The organism is Aldersonia sp. NBC_00410 (assembly GCF_026342035.1).
GTDB lineage: Bacteria > Actinomycetota > Actinomycetes > Mycobacteriales > Mycobacteriaceae > Aldersonia.
This window is the reverse complement of the sequence record NZ_JAPENM010000010.1, coordinates 35,576-51,444: the sequence shown is the minus strand read 5'-3', so window position 1 is coordinate 51,444 and position 15,869 is coordinate 35,576. Positions and strand designations below refer to the sequence as shown.

The following is a 15,869-nucleotide window of genomic DNA, read 5'->3' as shown; positions in this document are numbered from 1 at the left end:
GCTGTTCATTATATACGCCATGCGTTCGAAATGGCGAACGGTCGATAGGGGCGTCCTGCGCGACGTCGCGCTCGTCTGTCTCGCCGACGGTATCGTCGGTATTTCCTTCGGGGCGATCACCGTCGGCGCGGGTGCGAGTCCTTGGCTGCCGGTGGCGATGTCGGTGTTCGTTTTCGCGGGCGCGTCGCAGTTTCTCTTCATCGGCATTGTCGCAACGGGCGCCAGTCCGCTCACCGCGGCAACGGCCGGACTGCTCGTCAACACCCGGCATATCCCGTTCGGCCTCGCCGTCGCCGACCTCCTCGGATCGGGATGGCGAAGGGCGGCCGGCGCCCACCTGATGGCCGACGAAACGGTTGCCTTCGCGCTCGCACAGCGGTCGCACGAAGGGCGCCGGGCAGTGTATTGGCTTTGCGGGACAGGTATTTTCGTGTTCTGGAACCTCGGCACCATGATCGGCGTGCAGGCCGGACATTTGATAACCGACACCGCGGCGCTCGGTCTGGACGCCGCGTTCCCCGCCGTGCTGGTCGCCTTGGTGTTGCCGGCGCTGCGCGAGCGGCAGACCCGCGTTGCGGCGCTGATCGGTGCGGCGATCGCACTGGCCACGACAGCGTTTCTGCCCGCCGGCGTCCCGGTCCTGCTGTCGTTGCTCGGTCTCGGTTTCACTCGGGTGGCGATGAGCCGATGACCGATTCTGCTGTCCTCATCCCTGCGATCGTCCTACTGGCGATCGGGACGTACGCCACGCGACTGCTCGGCCCCGTGCTGCGCCGACGGATGCGACTGCCGTTGACGAGCAGGCGACTGATAGCGGCGGCCGCCGTCGTGCTGCTCACCGCGGTCCTCGCAGTGTCCACGTTCACCGACGGCGACGGCTTCGCCGGGGTGGCGCGACCGGCTGGTGTACTGGTCGCCGGAATCCTCGCGTGGCGCAGGGCGCCGTTCGCGCTCATCGTGATCGCCGCGGCTGTCACCACGGCGCTGCTACGGCTGATGGGTGTGCCCTGAATCGGCCGGGTTCAGGACACCACCTCGAGCACATCGGCCACATGTCGTCGTGCGGTGTGTGCCGTGAGATTCCGTTCCTGCGGCGGTATTCCGAGGCGGACCAGGACCTGGGGTGCCGCGACGCGCCCGATCAGCGCCGCAAGGATGTCGCGGCTGGCGGGCAGTTCCGTCAGGTGGGTCAGCGGGCAGGTGGCCAAGCCCGCCACCGTGCACTCGAGCAGGACGGCGGACAGCGCTTCGCCGCATCGCAGGCAGTCGAGGGGGCCGTCGCCGGGTGTGGACAGCACGAGGACCGTCGCCCGATCGTCGGAGAGGTCGGCTTCGTCCCAGCCCGAGTCGCGCTGCGGTGCCACTCGGCCCGCCCATCCGGGTCGACTCGCGCCTGGATCAGCCGCCACCTGCTGCTCGACAACGTCGGGATGACTACTCCACCAACGCAGCTCGGCCAGATACTGGGCATCCTGCCCACGCAGGGATGCGTACACCTCGGCGGCGCGCAGCAATTCGGGGTGTGCGGCGGCAGGAAGCACCGACAGGTCGACGTCATAGTCGTCGGCAACGCTGCGCAAAACCGACTCGTAGTGCGCCCAGTCGGCCACCGCGCCGAATGGCGCGCGGCTGGTGTGACGACGCGAAATCGCTACGGCGCGATCGTGTTCGGCGTTGGTGAGCAGCATGACGGGGGAGAAACGCAGCGATGCGAGCAGTTCGCGACGCTGCGGATCGGGATATCGATGGACTTCCGTTCGCCAACGTTGCCCAGCCATCGCGACCACGAGATGATCGAGTACGACACCACAACTGATCACCATCTCGCGACCGAATGCATCGGTCCCCGCGAGCATCCGCGCGGGATCGCTGAACAGATGCAACGCGACGCCGTCGAACACCCATCGCCACGGCTGCGTGTTGTGCAACGACGGCGCCCGGCATGCGAGTGCAACCGCGTCACGGATCACGTCGGTGCTTGGCGTCGACGGCATGGACCGGCCTCCTCGCGGATCACCGCCTCGGTAGTCCCGATCCAACGATAAGGGCGATCCGGCGGCTCCGCTCGGCGGCGGCAACGAGTCTGCGGCGCGGGTGCTCCCTGGGTCAGGGCGCGCCGTCGCCCGGATGCCGGACCACGAAGACCTCGGAGACGTCTCGGCGTGCGGTGCGTGGTCGATCCGGTGCTTGGGCAACGCCCACCCGGATCACAACCTGCGGCACCCGGCCGTCCGCGGCGAGTCGCGCCACGACTGCCCGGCTTGCCGGTAGCTCCGTCAGGTGGGTGAGGGGGCACGTCGCGTAGCCCGCCATGGTCGCCTCGAGCAGGACCGCCGACAAGGCTTCGCCGCCACGCAGGCAATCCAGCCGATCATCGCCGTCGGTGCCGAGTACCAGCAGCGCGGACTCGTCCATCGTCGGCTGGGGTGTCGTCTCGGTAGCGATTCCGCCGACGCCGAATGCTCGGCCGACCGGCACTCGGGTCGCCTCGGCGGGTGCAGCGAGAAGGGTGGCTGGTACGCCGTCGGCGTGCGGCGCATGCCCGGTCCACCAATGCAATTCGGCCCGATACAGCGAATCGTATCTGCGCCTTGCGGCGGTCAGCCGGGAGGCCTCGGCCAGGTCGTTGCGGGTGTCCTGCGACAGTAACGCCGCGTGCGCGCCGTAGTCGTCGAGCAGCTCGGTGAGCGTTTCGCGGAACTGCCCCCAGCGCGGCGGCGCGCCGAACGGAAGGCGATCGGTACGGCGAGCTTCGATCGCGGCGGCGCGGCGATGTTCGTCCGACGTCACGAAGCGAGCGGGTGTGAAGGGTGATCGCTGCGAGGTGCCCGAGCCGGCCCGGATCGGGGAAACGCACCACCAATGCGCGCCAACCTTGCACGGCGAGTGCGACTTTCAGATGATCGAGTACGGCACCGCAGCTGAGCAGCAGCTGCCTGCCGAACGGATCGGCCTCGGGGAGCAGTCGCGCCGGATCGCTGTACAGGTGCAGCGAGACCCCGTCGAAGACCCACTTCCACGGCTGGGTGTTGTGCAACGAGGGGGCGCGACAGGCCAATTCACCACGACGCTACGACGCCGTCGCGGAGGTGCCGAAAGTCCCGAGCGCTCGGGACCTAGAGCAGGGGCGCCGACCAGACGAGCACGGTGCCGCCCTCGTCACGCGGACCAACGGTGAATCGGCCCTGCACCTGCGTGGCCCGCGCAGCCAGATTTTCCAGCCCGCTGCGCACGACATCCGCCGGGATGCCGCCGCCGTCGTCGGTAACGGCAATGGTCAGGTCCTCGTCGACGCCGATATCGACGGCGAGTGTGGACGGGCGCCCGTGCCGGACGGCGTTGCTCACCGCCTCGCGAACCACTGCCTGAGCATGCTCGCCGAGCTCGGCGCCGAGCACCGAGAGCGGACCATGGATACGGACGCTCGCGCGAATGTCGGTGTCGATCGTCATCTGCGCCACCGCCGCTTCGAGCCGACGGCGCAGGCGCATCGTTCCGCCGCTGCCGTGCAGGTCGTAGATCGCGGTGCGGATCTCTTCGATGACCTCCTGCAGATCGTCGGTCACCGAGGAAAGTCGTTGCTGGAGTTCGGGGGAACCTGCGCGCGAGATCGTGCCTTGCAGGGACAAACCAGCCGCGAAGAGTCGTTGGATGACGTGATCGTGCAGGTCGCGGGCGATCCGGTCGCGGTCGCTGAGCACGTCGAGTTCACGCATCCGCTGCTGGGCCCCGGCGGATTGCAGCGCGAGTGCCGCCTGGTCGGCGAACGCCGACATGAGCTCGAGTTGTTCGCCGTCGAACGTGGGCGCGCCCGGCGCGCGCAGGACGAGCAGCACGCCGTGCACGTCCTCGGCGGCCCGCAACGGCAGCAGCAGTGTTGGTCCCGCACCGGATACGACGAGATCGCGCGCCAACGCGGGATCGGGGGAGTCGAACCGTCCGGCCGCGATGGTCCGCATGATTTCGGCGAAGCGGCCCGGCGCGATGGTGCGAATCCGGCTCGTCGTCTCGTCGTCGGGATCCGCGGTCGACTCGGTCACGACGAGTTCGGTGACGTCGGCGGGGGAGACATCCGGATCCACGGGCAGGGCGAGGACGGTGCGATCGGCACCGGTCAGTCCGTTGGCCAGGTCCGCGATGCGGTCGAACACACCTGCCGCGTCGGCGCCCGCGAGGAGATCCGCGCCGATGTCCCTGGTGGCCTCGATGTACTTCTGGCGCGCCCGTGCCTGCTCGTAGAGTCGAGCGTTGCCGATCGCGATGCCCGCCGCCGCGGCAAGCGCCTCCACGAGTTCCTCGTCATCGGCAGTGAACGGTTGACCACCCGCCTTCTCGGTGAGGTACAGGTTGCCGAAGACCTCGTCGTGGACCCGAACGGGGACGCCGAGGAAGGTCCGCATCGGTGGGTGATTCGCCGGGAACCCGACCGACGACTGATGTTCGGCGACATTGTCGACCCGCAGCGGCTGCGGATCGTCGAGCAGCACCCCGAGTACGCCGCGTCCCTCCGGTAGATTGCCGATCCGGTCCCGGGTCGACTCATCGATGCCCTGATAGATGAACCCCACCAGGTGGTGACCTTCACCGCGGACACCGAGCGCGCCATATCGGGCGTCCACCAGATCGACCGCGGCCGCGACGATCGCCTCGAGCGTGGTGTCCAACTCGAGGCCGGAGGTCACCGCGAGCATCGCCTGCATCAGCCCTCGGCTGCGATCGGGAACGCTGCCGGAGTGTTCGTGTTTCACTGTTTTCGATCGTCGCGACCGAGTTTCGAGACGAAAACCGCAGCCTGGGTGCGGCGTTCCATTCCGAGCTTGGCCAGCAGCCGGGAAACGTAGTTCTTCACGGTCTTTTCGGCGAGGAACATGCGGGCGGCGATCTCCCGATTGGTCAGTCCTTCGCCGAGCAGCATCAGTAGGGTGCGCTCCTGCTCGGTCAGTCCGGCCAGTGGATCGGACTCGTCGGTGCGGCGGCGCAGCGAGTCCATGAGCACCGCGGCCGCACGGTTGTCGAGCAGCGACTTACCGGCGCCCACTTCCTTGACCGCCTTGGTGAGTTCGAAACCCTTGATGTCCTTGATCACGTATCCGCTCGCGCCGGCGAGAATGGCGTCGAGCATCGCCTGCTCGTCGGTATAGGACGTCAGGATCAGACAATGCAGATCGGGCATGCGCGACAACAGTTCCCGGCATAATTCGATGCCATTGCCGTCGGGGAGCCGAACATCGAGAACGGCAACGTCCGGATGCAGCGCGGGGATTCGGGCCAGCGCCTGCGCGACACTGCCGGCTTCGCCTATCACAGTGAGGTCCGGGTCGTCCTCCAGCAGGTCGGCGAGACCGCGGCGGACCACCTCGTGGTCGTCGACGAGGAATACCTTCAGCACTCGACTACCTCCGATTCGCACCTTACGTCACCCGCTGCGCCGCGGCGGCCAACGACGACGAGGTATCGGCCACGATTTGTTGACGCGGTGGGACGCTTCGACAAGTGTCGAGGGGTGGTTGTCCCGACGACGAAGGAGTCGCGCACGATGCCGAAAGCCCCGATAGTCGTTGCCGTCGATGGTTCGCAGACCGCGAATGCCGCGGTCGCATGGGCGGCGTTGGCCGCGCGGAGCGACAGTGTGCCGCTGCTGCTGGTAAATTCCGCAACCCTGCCCGCGCTCTACGGCACAACCGTCGCGTTCACCCAGTCCGACTTCGACATGGTGCACGCCGATGGCGAACGGATCCTGGCCGAAGCCAGGCAGATCGCCGTCGATGTGGCCGGGCCGGGGGCGACGATCGACGTCTCCGCCGAGTTGGTCACCGGTTCGATCATCCCCGCATTGCTCGACCTCTCGAAGAACGCGTCCCTGCTCGTGGTCGGCAGTCGAGGGCTCGGTGCGTTCACCCGTTCCCTGGTCGGCTCGGTGAGTTCCGCGGTGACCCGGCATGCGAGTTGCCCGGTCGCGGTGATCAAGGACGACTCGATCGCGGAGGTTGTCGCCCGGTCCGGCCCGATCGTGGTCGGTGTCGACGGGTCCGACAACTCCATGCCCGCAGTCGAATTCGCCTTCGCCGCGGCCGCGGCGCGCGGCGCCGAAGTGCTCGCGGTGCACGCCTGGGCCGACGCGAGCCAGTTCCGACTTCCCGATCTCGAGTTCTCCGCCGTCGCCGAAGCCGAAGAGGCACTGGTATCCGCGGCACTTGCCGGATCCCGCCAGGACTACCCGGACGTCCCCGTCCGTACCGTCACGGTGCGAGACCGGCCGGCGCGCAACATCCTCGAACAGTCCGAGGGCGCGCAGTTCGTCGTGGTCGGATCGCATGGCCGCGGCGGATTCAATGGCATGTTGATCGGCTCGACCAGCCAGTCCCTGCTGCACAGTGTGGAGTGCCCGATCGTCATCGTCCGCAACAGCGGCTAGGGCGCCGTCATGGCATAGCGTCGCCGACAGCGTGACGTCCCCCGCCGGAGTGCGCGCGAGCGTTGCTCAGTCTCCCCAGATCCGTTGCGCGATCAGGCCGGCCAGCCGAAGCGGCTGGTCGCCCTGAATCGAGTGGCCCGCGTCGGGCACCGTCTCCAGGGCAGCACCGGGGCTGCGCCGACGGAACTCGTCCATGTCCGCGTCTGTGGTGTGAAATGAATTCGCGCCGCGGACAAGCATTGTCGGCACCGACGAGGCGTCGACCACGTCCCACAGAGCGTCGATGTTGCTCGACCAGTCGGCGCCGTCTCGCGGCTGAAGCGAATCGTAGCGCCACTCCCAGCCTTCGTCGGTGACCCGAGCATTGTGCAGAATCCCGCGACGCAGCGAGGCCCGCGAGCGGGTCGGGCTTGCGGCCGCCGTCGCATCCAGCATCTCCTCGAAGCTGGCATAGCGGTGCGGCCCGCGGATCAAATCGGTGGCCCCGCGCTGCGCCTTCGTCATCTCCTCGGCGCGTTTCCCCGTAGCGGGCGTGACGTCCACCAGCATGCGGTTGCGGCCCGAGTAGCCGAGCGGATCGAGCGCGAGTGTGGTGAGACCGCCCAGCGACATGCCGATCACCGCTGTCGGGTCCGGTGCAACGGACTCGAGGAGCGGCGCCAGTGTCGCGGCGTTGGTTTGCGGCGAGTAGTCGCGGTCCTCCCGCCAGCCGGAATGCCCATGCCCGGGGAGGTCGACGGCCAACGCGGACACGGGGCGCTTGGCGAGCAACGCGAGCAGCACGGTGTCCCAGGTATGTGCGTTCTGGCCACCGCCGTGCAGGAAGACGAGGTCCACCGGGCCGGTACCCCAGCGCAGTGCGCTGGTCTCATCGAGCTCGAGCCGTTCGATCGGCGGTGGGCGCCACGGCAGACCGGCCTCCTCCGCATTCTCGGGCAGGAGCATGAATTCGGAATCTGCATAGGCGGCAACGACCGACTGTTCGTCCATCGTTCGGATGGTGCCACAGCGCTCAGTCGACGACGAGCACGGGCGAGGACAGGCCGAGATACAGCAGCGACAGTACGAAGAGCACCCAACCCGCGCCCTGCCAGATCGGCCACGCATGGCCCGACCGCCAGGCCCGGTAGGACTGCACGAAGGCCACCACCCCGCCGATCAGCAGGATCGCGGTGGGTGCCATGGCCAGGAAGTAGCGCTGCGGCGACTGACAGACCTCGAACTCCGCATCGGCGCACTCGCCGTGATCCGTGGCTACAGACCAGAGGATCGAGCCCACCATCACGGCGAGCGCCACGACGACGACAGCGATGGTGAACCGGGTGGCCGCACGCATCGCACCCGGGTCACGCCAGTTCTTCTCGACATCGGAGGTCTGGGCCTGTTCGGCTCTCCACTTCTCGGGCTCGAAATCATGGGTCATTGCGCGGTGCCTCCGATAGCACTTCACCTGCGCCAAACGCTACCTCTGGACGGCTACCCGGTGGCGCGGTCCGGAAACACGCACGACCGGATCGGTCGAGATGCCGGCTCGGGTCGCTATCGTGGTCCAACCGATCGGCCGGACGAGTAAAGGATCTACATGAGGGACGTGCGATGACGAGGGTGATTGCCACGATCAACCTCAAAGGCGGCGTGGGCAAGACGACCACCACAGCTGCGCTCGGCGAGTTCCTCGCCGCGGAGTTCGGCCAACGGGTGCTGCTCATCGATCTCGACCCGCAAACGAACCTGACCACGATGATGATCGGGGAGCGGCGCTGGCAGGAGCTCAACGAGAGCGGCCTGACCCTCGCGGCGCTGTTTCTGGAAGCGGTCGAGTCGGTCGGGATGCGGTTCGACATGGACAAGGCGATCCAGGTCAATGCCTCGCCGGTCAATGCCGTGCGCGGGGTCGACCTGCTGGCCTCGTCGCTGGATCTGATGGAGATCCAGGAAGGGCTGAGCTACCGGCAGTACGCCGAACCGCACGCAAGTTGGCCGGTGGAGGTGCTGCGCGACGCGGTGGCGCCGGTGCTGGACCGCTACGACTACGTCCTCGTCGACTGCCCACCGAACCTGGGCATGCTCACCCTCAACGGCCTGCGTCTGGCAGATGGCTACATCATCCCGACGATCCCGGACATTCTGTCCACCTACGGCATTCCGCAACTGCAGTCGCGAGTTTCGGCGTTTGCCGCCCGCACCGGGCACACGATCAAGGAGCTCGGGCTGGTCATCACCAAATACCGTTCGGCGTCGAGCGTGCACCGCGCGGTGATCGACCAGCTGCAACGCGACGACCGGATCGCGAACGTCGTGCCTGCGTGGATTCCGGAAGCCAATCAGATCGCCGCCGCCGCAGAGAACGTCGACCATCGCACGCTGCGTGGAAAGTACGGCGGTGGCGAACGGTTCGACGACCTGCGCAATTTGACGGAGGACATTCTCCTGACCTCGAGGGTGCTGCTGTGACCGAACGAGTCGAGGATGCCGAGCGTGATCGAGCTGCGGGGCGGATCCAGGTGGATGCGGCCGCAGGCGCGCTGGTGAAGCTCCAGGCCGAGCTCCCCGGATTGGCCGCAGCACTCGCCGGTGTGACGCAACTACTCGCGGAAGAGGCGGTTCGGACACCACGGTTCGCCCGTGGCCTCGAGGCGGCCCTTGCCGCCGGAGCTGCTCCCGCACCCGCGTCGCGATCCGGTACGGGCGCGAGCCGGGGCAGCGCGCCGAGCCGCCGCGCCAAGCGTCAACCCGGGCCGATCGATCCGTTCGCCGTGTACCTCGACTCGGGCGAGTCCGGGCTGCAGGACGCGCTCGCGGCACTCGATACCGAACAACTCAAGGACATCGTCGCCGAGCACGCCATGGACTACGACAAACGTGCGATGCGCTGGCGCAGCCCGGACCGGTTGCGCGAGCGCATCAGCGAGCGAGTCGTGGCCCGGGCAACCAAGGGCGACGCGTTTCGAACGTAGGTAGTGACCACTCGCCCGGGCCGGGCCTGGTCGAACCCTAATCGACCATCCGGGGAATATCCGGCTCGATGGGACCGGGCACGGCGTCGAGGTGGTCGTCGGCACCCTGCCACCACCCGATGTTGGGGGCCGAATCCACGCGCGTGGTATTCGCCCGCCAGTTGTCCAGGGCCGTGTTCGCCAGATAAATGTGGTTCTTGCTCACGTCTTCGGGTGAGAGCGCGAGAACGCGGCGGCTCCCTCTGGTTCGGATCGGTTGGGTGGGCTTGCGCCAGCGCCGCTTCAACAGGATCAGCCGATTGTCGAACCAGTAGGCGAATTTCAACGGATCGAACGGTTTCGGCCGCGGCCCGCGCACCGGTCGGGCTGCGCGGAACTTGAACTGCAGTCCGCCACCATCGATCTCGCGGTCGCCGGCCTCGCGCACGATCCATCGCAACGTCTCGTCCGACAGCGTGGTGTCCTCGTGACCACCACCGACATCGGTGTGATCACCGTCGAACCAGACCTGTTTGAGGTCGGTGGTCCCGTTGCCGTTCCACACTGCCGGGGTGAACTTCAGCCGCGGCTCGTCGATCGCGAGCGCCTGACGCGCACGCAGCACCTCGTCGGACAGATTCACATTGTGGAACCCGAACTTCGCGCCGGCCATCCCGGGGACGCCGAGCGCTCCGACGGTGTCGAAGACGCCGAGGAAGGTGATCTTGGGCCGCTCGTCACCCTGATAGGTCAGCTCCCGGAAGAGTTCGGTCCGCAGGTCGACGGGACCGTCGCCGCGTGGCCTGTTCCGGTACACCTCGAGCGCATCGCTCAGCGGGTTCGACTTCGCGAGGACCCCGTCCATGGTGAGCAGCCCGTTGAATCCGATCATCCCGGCCAGGCTGCGGGCGGTGTACGCACCGCGGCTGAAACCGAACAGGTAGATCTGATCGCCGTGTTCGTAGTTGAGCGCGAGGAATCGGTACGCGCTCAGCAGCGCGGAGTTCAACCCCGCGCCGGTGGCACCGGCGAGCAGCCGGCCCAGCCGGGTTTCACCGGTGCCCACGCCGCTGACGTAGTGCACGATCTGAGCGACTCCGTCGTCGTCTCGGGTCCGTACCGCACGCGCGATCTTCTCCACATTCGAGATGTATTGATCTTCCGCGCTCTTCCACGTGCCGTCACAGCAGACCACCAGACGCTTCATCGAGGTACCCCTTGGGTCGCGTTCATCGGATGTCCCCACCCTTTCAACGGCAGGAGAATCGGACACGCGTAGTGCGCTACCCGATTGCGACGGGTTTACTACCCATGTGCGGATCATCCACAGTGGTGTGCCGGCGGCGGGTTCGACGCTCATTGCCGTCGTCGCCTTGGCGATTCTGCTCTTTCCGGGACGCGCAGCGGCCGAGTCGGGGTACGGACTCGACCCGGTACTGGACGCCGCATATGCACGGGCCTCCGAGGCTGCGCGATCGGAAGGCGTTGCGTTGTCGATCACTTCCGGCGGGCGCACCCCGGCGGAACAGGAACGGCTGTGGCGCGACGCGCTCGCCACCTACGGCAGTCCGGAGGCGGCGCGCCGCCGGGTTCTACCGCCGAACGAATCCACCCATGTGGGAGGTCACGCCGTCGATGTCGGTCCACCGGAGGGAGCCGCCTGGCTGGAAGCCAACGGTCTCCGTTGGGGGCTGTGCCGCACGTTTGCCAACGAATGGTGGCATTTCGAGGTGGCGACCACGCCCGGACTTCCCTGCCCACCGATGTGGTCCGACGCCGCCGTGCGGGCGGACCGGCTCTTCGTCGTCCCGTGGTAGTCGCTCGGTTGCGGCTGCCCGGCCCCGCCCGGAGTAGTCATCATTCCCTGACGTCGGCGACGATCGAACACGATGGGTGAAAACATCGACGAGCACTTCGTCGCCGCCGTTACGCACCTCCATGCGCAATCGTCGATTGCCGCGGACGAGGGGCCATTGCCGGCGGCGCGGCTGCTCGACCTGTTCGACGCCCAACTCGGCAGCCGTCATCTCGATCTCGCCGCCCGCGAACTCCGCGCGGCAGGTCGTGGGTACTACACGATCGGTTCGGCGGGTCACGAGAGCAATGCCGTGGTTGCTGCCGCGCTCCGCACGACCGACCCCGCGCTGCTGCACTACCGGTCCGGCGGTTTCTTTCTCGAACGGGCGCAACGGGTCGGCGGTTCCGATCCGCTGCGCGACGTCCTGCTCGGGATGTTCGCCGCCACCGCGGAGCCGATCGCCGGTGGGCGACACAAGGTGTTCGGCCGCGTAGACCTGACGATCGTTCCGCAGACCTCGACGATCGCTTCGCATCTGCCCAGAGCGGTCGGTGTCGCCTTCGCCATCGGACGTGCTGCCCGGCTGCGCATTTCGACGCCGTGGCCGGCCGACGCCGTGACCGTGTGTAGCTTCGGGGATGCCTCGGCGAGTCACTCCACCGCGGTCGGCGCGATCAACACCGCCATTCACACTGCTTATCAAGGGATTCCGCTTCCGTTGCTGCTGGTGTGCGAGGACAACGGGATCGGGATCAGCGTCCGGACGCCGACGGGCTGGATAGCGACGAGCTTCTCCCAGCGCGCCGGCTTGGCGTACTTCGCCGCCGAGGGCGACGACCCGACCGGTACCTACGAGGCGGCGCACGCCGCTGCCGAGTGGGTCCGTACCGAGCGCAGGCCCGCGTTCCTGCATTTGCGCACGGTCCGTCTGATGGGCCACGCCGGCTCCGACTTCGAACCGGGATATCGTTCCCCACAGGAGATCTCGGCCGACTACGCACGGGACCCGCTGCTCGCGACCGCGCGCCTACTCGTCGAGCACGGATTCTGCACACCCGAGCAGGTGCTGCACAGCTACGAGGACAAGCGCACGCAGGTGAGGACACTCGCCGACCACTTGCGCGGCGAGGCCGAACTCGACAGCCCGAGCGCGGTGCTGTCGCCGCTCACCGAGACCCTGCGAGACGCATTGTCGGCCAGGCCGACTGCGCCGGTGCGCGACAACGGCGCGCCGGAGACCGCGCTGACGCTCGCGCAGGCGGTCAACCGAGCCCTCGACGACACCCTCACGGAGTTCCCCGAAGCCCTGCTGTTCGGCGAGGACGTGGCGCGCAAGGGCGGTGTCTACGGCGTCACCCGAGGACTGCGCAAGAGGTTCGGCGCGAACCGCGTATTCGACACGCTGCTCGATGAACAGTCGATCCTGGGTCTGGCGCTCGGCGCCGGGCTCGCGGGGCTGCTGCCCATCGCGGAGATTCAGTACCTGGCCTACCTGCACAACGCCGCGGACCAGCTGCGCGGTGAGGCGGCGACGCTGCAGTTCTTCTCGCGACGGCAATACCGCAATCCGATGGTCGTCCGCATTGCCGGATACGGCTACCAGAAGGGTTTCGGCGGACATTTCCACAATGACAACGCTGTCGCGGCGCTGCGTGACATCCCCGGATTGGTGATCGCCTCGCCCGCGCGTCCCGACGACGCCGCGGCAATGCTGCGGACCTGTGTCGCCGCGGCCCGGCAATCGGGCGCGGTGTGCGTGTACCTCGAGCCGATCGCGCTGTATCACACCCGAGACCTGCACGAGGTCGGCGACGATGGGTGGCTGGCTCCGTACCCGGCCGATGTCGACCACGCTCCGATCGGGCGGGCACGCACCTACGGCGACGGCGACGACCTCACCCTCATCAGCTTTGGCAACGGGGTCCGGATGAGCCTGCGCGTCTGCCGCCGGCTTGCCGCAAAGGGGATTCGCGTCCGGGTCTTGGACATTCGGTGGCTCGCTCCGCTGCCGCGAACCGATATTCTGCGCGCGGCCGCGTCGACCGGACGGGTGCTCGTCGTGGACGAAACGCGTCATGCCGGGGGCGTAGGTGAGGGGATCGTGACGATCCTGGTGGAGGGTGGGTTCGGCGGTCCGATCGTGCGCGTCACGAGTGCCGACAGCTTCATACCGCTCGGCGCCGCCGCACTCGAGGTGCTGCTATCCGAGGACGAGATCGAAGCGGCGTCGACCGAGTTGGCGCAACGCCGCTGATCGCCATCATCACTCGCCGGGGCTCGCCGCGCGGTGTCGCTGTGCATCGAACGGGGCGAAGAATGCCTCGCCGATCGCGAACATACCGCGCTGCGGCAGCCAGAAGTCGCCGAGGTGGGCCTGCTCGGGGAGCGGTCCGGGTCTGCCTGCATCGACACCGTCGATGTGAGCGTGGCTGTCGGCGACCGCCCACACCATGCGCGGATTCGTTTGGAACGATTGACCGTTCGGCGCGGTCCCGGTCAACGCCACCCGCCCGACACCGAGCATCGGGCCGGCGATCCGCGACATCGTGGCCAGCACCGCACCATTGCGCCACGCCGCGGCGGGCAGTAGTCGGCCCGCCACCGTCATCGCCCTCGTTGCCGGTGTGGCGACGAGCAGCAGATCCCAGACGAGCCGGTGGGGCACCTCGACGGACAGTGCGAACGGATCGGGCCAGGTGACGGTGATCGGCGTGGATACGGTCTCGTCCACCGCCGCCGCGAAGTATCGGGGACAGCTGGAACTGGGTGGGGCGCTGCTGAAAATCGTCCACCGTCCGCCGGGGTCGCGAAGCCACACCGAGTCGTAGCCGGGTCCGATGGAGCTGGCCGGGAAATGGCGCGACGCGAGGTAGTGACCGCCGGCAAAGGGCAGACCCATCACCCCGTATCCACCGAACCGTTCACGATCTGCTCGATCGGGCAATCGATCGGCTGCTTCGCCGGCCGCACGCGGGTCGCTGGCCATGTTCGTCCTCGGGAGAGATTTGCCGGTCATTCTACGCAGTTGCACCGCGGTGTTCGGGTACATGTGAGAGATGGTCCACGGTCAACTCAATCGTCGAGAGGACAGAGCCGATGCTGCATTTCCTACGCGCTATCGCCCGGGCGCTCACCGGGGTCAGCTACGCCTATTTTGGTTTCGACGCGTTTCGTGAACCCGGCGGGCGCGTCGACATGGCGGCACCAACGCTGGCGAAGCTGCGCGAGGTTGCGCCGCTGCCCGCGGACAACGAAACAATCGTTCGACTCAACGGCGCGGTGCAGATGACGGCGGGCGCGCTGCTGACCGTCGGCGTGCTCCCACGCCTGTCGGCCACGGCGCTGGTCGGCTCGCTGGTCCCGACAACCATTGCCGGACATTCTTTCTGGAAAATCGACAACCCCGCGAAGCGGGCGCAGCAGCGGACGCAATTCCTGAAGAACACCGCGATGATCGGCGGCCTGGTCGCGGTCCTCATCGCCCCCGCTGATTGATACCCGCACGCTCAGTGCCGCAGGAACGCCAGTGGCGCCTGCCCGAGTTCGTGTTTGAACGCGGTGACGAACGCCGAAGGGGTGGCGTATGCGGCGGCGAGCGCAGCGTCGGTGACCGAATAGTCCGCGGCCAGGTAGTCGAGGGACCCCAGAATTCGCGCCCGCCGCCGCCACGCGCCCAAACTCATCCCGGTTTGCGTGCGGAACGTGCGTTCCAAGGTCCGCTGGCTGGTCGCCACGTTCCTGGCAACGGCCGAGAGGGTGAGCGCGGGTGCGGCACGGATCAGCGTGGCGGCGGCTGTGGCACGTGCGTCGTCGGGCATCGGCAGCCACAATGCGGCCGCGGGCAGAGCGCGCAGCTGATCGAGCAGCACCGTCATGAGCGCACAGTGCACGGGGTCGTCGAGTTGGAGCGGGCAGGTGTGCACCGTGTGCAGCAACAGTTCTCGGACGAACCCGGACACGGTGACCGCGCCCGGGGACGCAGGCAGTGCGCGCATCTCGCAGGCGAAGTAGAGCGAGCGGACCGCGACCGGGAACCGATTGCGCACCCGAGCCGGACGACCGTCGGGAATCCAGACTGCTCGGTAGGGCGGGATCGTCCACGAGCCCGAGGACGTGGTGATGGTCATCGTTCCCGCGGCGGTGTAGAGCAGTTGGTCCCAGCCACTTTCGATGGGCAGAACCGCCTGCCCGGGCGGGTGTCGCACGGAATAGCCGCGCACGGCGGGCTCGTCGGGATGTCGGCTTTTCGACATTTCATGGCAAAGATTACGTCGTGCGACACGGTCGCGTGGTGGGACGATTCGCTTATGCCAGCCAACCTCGCGCATTTCGCGCTCAATGCCACGGACGTGCACGCAGCCAGGGACTTCTACGGAAAAGTCTTCGGCTGGACCTTCAGCGCCTGGGGCCCACCCGGTTTCTTCAAGATCCAAACCGGTCCCGACGACGAGCCGGGGATCGCCGGGGCGTTGCAAGCCCGACGCGAACTCGTTCCCGGCAACACCATGATCGGTGCCGAGTGCACGTTCGCCGTCGAGGATGTCGACGCGACAGCGCATGCGGTCCGCGATGCCGGTGGCACGATCCTGATGGACCGATTCACGATCACCGGCGTCGGCCACCTCATCTACTTCGCCGATCCGGGCGGCAACGCGATCGGCGCGATGCAGTACGACGCTGCTGCCGAATGAAGTCTGTCGAATGAAGTCTGGGCGACCCG

The 15,869-nt window shown here is 67.4% G+C and carries 18 protein-coding genes; 9 read left to right on the top strand and 9 right to left on the bottom strand.

The genetic code is table 11. The features are described from left to right. Positions 1 to 19 precede the first annotated feature (19 nt). Positions 20 to 691, top strand: a complete 672-nt coding sequence (locus tag OG921_RS21680) for an AzlC family ABC transporter permease (RefSeq protein ID WP_266114609.1) — start codon at positions 20 to 22, stop codon at positions 689 to 691. Next, entirely contained in the window at positions 688 to 1,011 is a 324-nt protein-coding gene (locus OG921_RS21675; protein WP_266114608.1) for an AzlD domain-containing protein, read from the top strand. The genes OG921_RS21680 and OG921_RS21675 overlap by 4 nt, the downstream gene beginning before the upstream one ends. Before the next feature lie 11 nt (positions 1,012 to 1,022). Here the strand turns inward: OG921_RS21675 and OG921_RS21670 are convergent, their stop codons facing one another. The 4 genes from OG921_RS21670 to OG921_RS21655 form a co-directional block, all read right to left on the bottom strand. Then, a complete protein-coding gene (locus OG921_RS21670) occupies positions 1,023 to 1,994 on the bottom strand; it encodes an NAD(P)H nitroreductase (protein WP_266114607.1) in 972 nt (323 codons plus the stop codon). A 112-nt stretch (positions 1,995 to 2,106) separates the two neighbouring features. Beyond that, positions 2,107 to 2,790, bottom strand: a complete 684-nt coding sequence (locus OG921_RS21665) for a hypothetical protein (RefSeq protein ID WP_266114606.1) — start codon at positions 2,788 to 2,790, stop codon at positions 2,107 to 2,109. A gap of 326 nt (positions 2,791 to 3,116) precedes the next feature. Further along, a complete protein-coding gene (locus OG921_RS21660; RefSeq protein WP_266114605.1) occupies positions 3,117 to 4,748 on the bottom strand; it encodes a GAF domain-containing sensor histidine kinase in 1,632 nt (543 codons plus the stop codon). Beyond that, the gene (locus OG921_RS21655; RefSeq protein ID WP_266114604.1) at positions 4,745 to 5,389 is read right to left on the bottom strand and encodes a response regulator transcription factor; all 645 of its coding nucleotides are present in this window, start codon (positions 5,387 to 5,389) and stop codon (positions 4,745 to 4,747) included. Before OG921_RS21655 ends, OG921_RS21660 begins: the two co-directional genes overlap by 4 nt. A gap of 147 nt (positions 5,390 to 5,536) precedes the next feature. Here OG921_RS21655 and OG921_RS21650 point away from each other — a divergent pair, with 147 nt between their 5' ends. Next, positions 5,537 to 6,415 (top strand): universal stress protein, encoded by an 879-nt coding sequence (locus OG921_RS21650; protein ID WP_266114603.1) that lies wholly within the window; start codon positions 5,537 to 5,539, stop codon positions 6,413 to 6,415. Between the two features lie 66 nt (positions 6,416 to 6,481). Here OG921_RS21650 and OG921_RS21645 read toward each other — a convergent pair whose 3' ends face one another. Then, positions 6,482 to 7,405 (bottom strand): alpha/beta fold hydrolase, encoded by a 924-nt coding sequence (locus tag OG921_RS21645; protein ID WP_266114602.1) that lies wholly within the window; start codon positions 7,403 to 7,405, stop codon positions 6,482 to 6,484. A 22-nt stretch (positions 7,406 to 7,427) separates the two neighbouring features. After that, a complete protein-coding gene (locus OG921_RS21640; protein WP_266114601.1) occupies positions 7,428 to 7,838 on the bottom strand; it encodes a hypothetical protein in 411 nt (136 codons plus the stop codon). Between the two features lie 173 nt (positions 7,839 to 8,011). On the opposite strand from OG921_RS21640, the gene OG921_RS21635 reads away from it, so the two are divergent. Together OG921_RS21635 and OG921_RS21630 are read left to right on the top strand one after the other, a co-directional pair. Further along, positions 8,012 to 8,869, top strand: coding sequence for a ParA family protein (locus OG921_RS21635; protein ID WP_266114600.1), 858 nt, complete (start codon positions 8,012 to 8,014; stop codon positions 8,867 to 8,869). After that, positions 8,866 to 9,372 carry a hypothetical protein gene (locus OG921_RS21630; RefSeq protein WP_266114599.1) on the top strand — a complete coding sequence of 169 codons (507 nt, stop codon included), beginning with the start codon at positions 8,866 to 8,868 and terminating at the stop codon, positions 9,370 to 9,372. The genes OG921_RS21635 and OG921_RS21630 overlap by 4 nt, the downstream gene beginning before the upstream one ends. Positions 9,373 to 9,409: 37 nt before the next feature. On the opposite strand, the gene OG921_RS21625 is transcribed toward OG921_RS21630, so the two are convergent. Continuing rightward, positions 9,410 to 10,558 (bottom strand): DUF2235 domain-containing protein, encoded by a 1,149-nt coding sequence (locus tag OG921_RS21625; protein WP_266114598.1) that lies wholly within the window; start codon positions 10,556 to 10,558, stop codon positions 9,410 to 9,412. A 175-nt stretch (positions 10,559 to 10,733) separates the two neighbouring features. On the opposite strand from OG921_RS21625, the gene OG921_RS21620 reads away from it, so the two are divergent. Next, complete coding sequence (locus OG921_RS21620) at positions 10,734 to 11,168, top strand: M15 family metallopeptidase (RefSeq protein ID WP_266114711.1); 435 nt, start codon at positions 10,734 to 10,736, stop codon at positions 11,166 to 11,168. 72 nt (positions 11,169 to 11,240) lie between these two features. Further along, a complete protein-coding gene (locus tag OG921_RS21615) occupies positions 11,241 to 13,403 on the top strand; it encodes a thiamine pyrophosphate-dependent enzyme (RefSeq protein ID WP_266114597.1) in 2,163 nt (720 codons plus the stop codon). A gap of 9 nt (positions 13,404 to 13,412) precedes the next feature. On the opposite strand, the gene OG921_RS21610 is transcribed toward OG921_RS21615, so the two are convergent. Continuing rightward, positions 13,413 to 14,135: a hypothetical protein gene (locus OG921_RS21610; RefSeq protein ID WP_266114596.1), complete on the bottom strand. Its 723-nt coding sequence runs from the start codon at positions 14,133 to 14,135 to the stop codon at positions 13,413 to 13,415. A gap of 110 nt (positions 14,136 to 14,245) precedes the next feature. Between OG921_RS21610 and OG921_RS21605 the strand changes: the two genes are divergently transcribed. Then, the gene (locus OG921_RS21605; RefSeq protein ID WP_266114595.1) at positions 14,246 to 14,644 is read left to right on the top strand and encodes a DoxX family protein; all 399 of its coding nucleotides are present in this window, start codon (positions 14,246 to 14,248) and stop codon (positions 14,642 to 14,644) included. A gap of 11 nt (positions 14,645 to 14,655) precedes the next feature. On the opposite strand, the gene OG921_RS21600 is transcribed toward OG921_RS21605, so the two are convergent. Then, positions 14,656 to 15,402: a helix-turn-helix domain-containing protein gene (locus OG921_RS21600; protein WP_266114594.1), complete on the bottom strand. Its 747-nt coding sequence runs from the start codon at positions 15,400 to 15,402 to the stop codon at positions 14,656 to 14,658. Between the two features lie 54 nt (positions 15,403 to 15,456). On the opposite strand from OG921_RS21600, the gene OG921_RS21595 reads away from it, so the two are divergent. Next, the gene (locus OG921_RS21595; protein WP_266114593.1) at positions 15,457 to 15,840 is read left to right on the top strand and encodes a VOC family protein; all 384 of its coding nucleotides are present in this window, start codon (positions 15,457 to 15,459) and stop codon (positions 15,838 to 15,840) included. The last annotated feature ends 29 nt before the right edge of the window (positions 15,841 to 15,869 follow it).

Coding starts and splice junctions, on each gene's coding strand:
- OG921_RS21680 (WP_266114609.1), top strand. CDS start 20: ATGCGTTCGAAATGGCGAACGGTCGATAGGGGCGTCCTGCGCGACGTC.
- OG921_RS21675 (WP_266114608.1), top strand. CDS start 688: ATGACCGATTCTGCTGTCCTCATCCCTGCGATCGTCCTACTGGCGATC.
- OG921_RS21670 (WP_266114607.1), bottom strand. CDS start 1,994: ATGCCGTCGACGCCAAGCACCGACGTGATCCGTGACGCGGTTGCACTC.
- OG921_RS21650 (WP_266114603.1), top strand. CDS start 5,537: ATGCCGAAAGCCCCGATAGTCGTTGCCGTCGATGGTTCGCAGACCGCG.
- OG921_RS21645 (WP_266114602.1), bottom strand. CDS start 7,405: ATGGACGAACAGTCGGTCGTTGCCGCCTATGCAGATTCCGAATTCATG.
- OG921_RS21640 (WP_266114601.1), bottom strand. CDS start 7,838: ATGACCCATGATTTCGAGCCCGAGAAGTGGAGAGCCGAACAGGCCCAG.
- OG921_RS21635 (WP_266114600.1), top strand. CDS start 8,012: ATGACGAGGGTGATTGCCACGATCAACCTCAAAGGCGGCGTGGGCAAG.
- OG921_RS21625 (WP_266114598.1), bottom strand. CDS start 10,558: ATGAAGCGTCTGGTGGTCTGCTGTGACGGCACGTGGAAGAGCGCGGAA.
- OG921_RS21615 (WP_266114597.1), top strand. CDS start 11,241: ATGGGTGAAAACATCGACGAGCACTTCGTCGCCGCCGTTACGCACCTC.
- OG921_RS21610 (WP_266114596.1), bottom strand. CDS start 14,135: ATGGCCAGCGACCCGCGTGCGGCCGGCGAAGCAGCCGATCGATTGCCC.
- OG921_RS21605 (WP_266114595.1), top strand. CDS start 14,246: ATGCTGCATTTCCTACGCGCTATCGCCCGGGCGCTCACCGGGGTCAGC.
- OG921_RS21600 (WP_266114594.1), bottom strand. CDS start 15,402: ATGTCGAAAAGCCGACATCCCGACGAGCCCGCCGTGCGCGGCTATTCC.
- OG921_RS21595 (WP_266114593.1), top strand. CDS start 15,457: ATGCCAGCCAACCTCGCGCATTTCGCGCTCAATGCCACGGACGTGCAC.